The organism is Agrobacterium sp. ST15.16.024, from assembly GCF_027956545.1.
Classification (GTDB): domain Bacteria; phylum Pseudomonadota; class Alphaproteobacteria; order Rhizobiales; family Rhizobiaceae; genus Agrobacterium; species Agrobacterium cucumeris.
Genome location: NZ_JAQKGO010000048.1, coordinates 1 through 357 on the forward strand (window position 1 = coordinate 1; position 357 = coordinate 357).

A 357-nucleotide genomic window follows, 5' to 3' on the forward strand; every position below is an offset into this window, starting at 1 on the left:
CAACAAGCGGGCGAGCGTGCTCTTGCCGCAACCACTGCGGCCGAGAAGGGCAACGGTCTCACCATCGTTGATCGAGAGCGAAACCTGATCCAGCACTTTACGCGGCGCGCTGGCCCCGACCACCGAGAAAGTCCGATAGGTTTTGCTGATGTTATCGGCGCTGATCAGGATCATCAGGCAAGCTCCATTCCGTAAAGCGCGAGATGGGCCTCCACCAGCATGCGCGTGACCTCATGGCGTGGAGTGCTGAAGATCTCCTCGACCGGCGCCTGCTCCACCAGCATGCCGAAATCCAGCACCGCGACGTCGTCGGCGAGCCTTGCCACCACGCCCATGTCGTGCGTAACCAGCAGGACG

General features: G+C 61.9%; 1 protein-coding gene and 1 pseudogene. Both read right to left on the reverse strand.

Annotation, left to right across the window (positions count from 1 at the left end; genetic code table 11):
• Positions 1–174: ATP-binding cassette domain-containing protein (locus tag PL640_RS25560; RefSeq protein WP_271363876.1), on the reverse strand; the 174-nt coding region annotated here is incomplete at its 3' end.
• A pseudogene (gene nikD / locus PL640_RS25565) lies at positions 174–357 on the reverse strand (nickel import ATP-binding protein NikD); the annotation flags it as partial. The pseudogene nikD and the gene PL640_RS25560, both read right to left, overlap by 1 nt.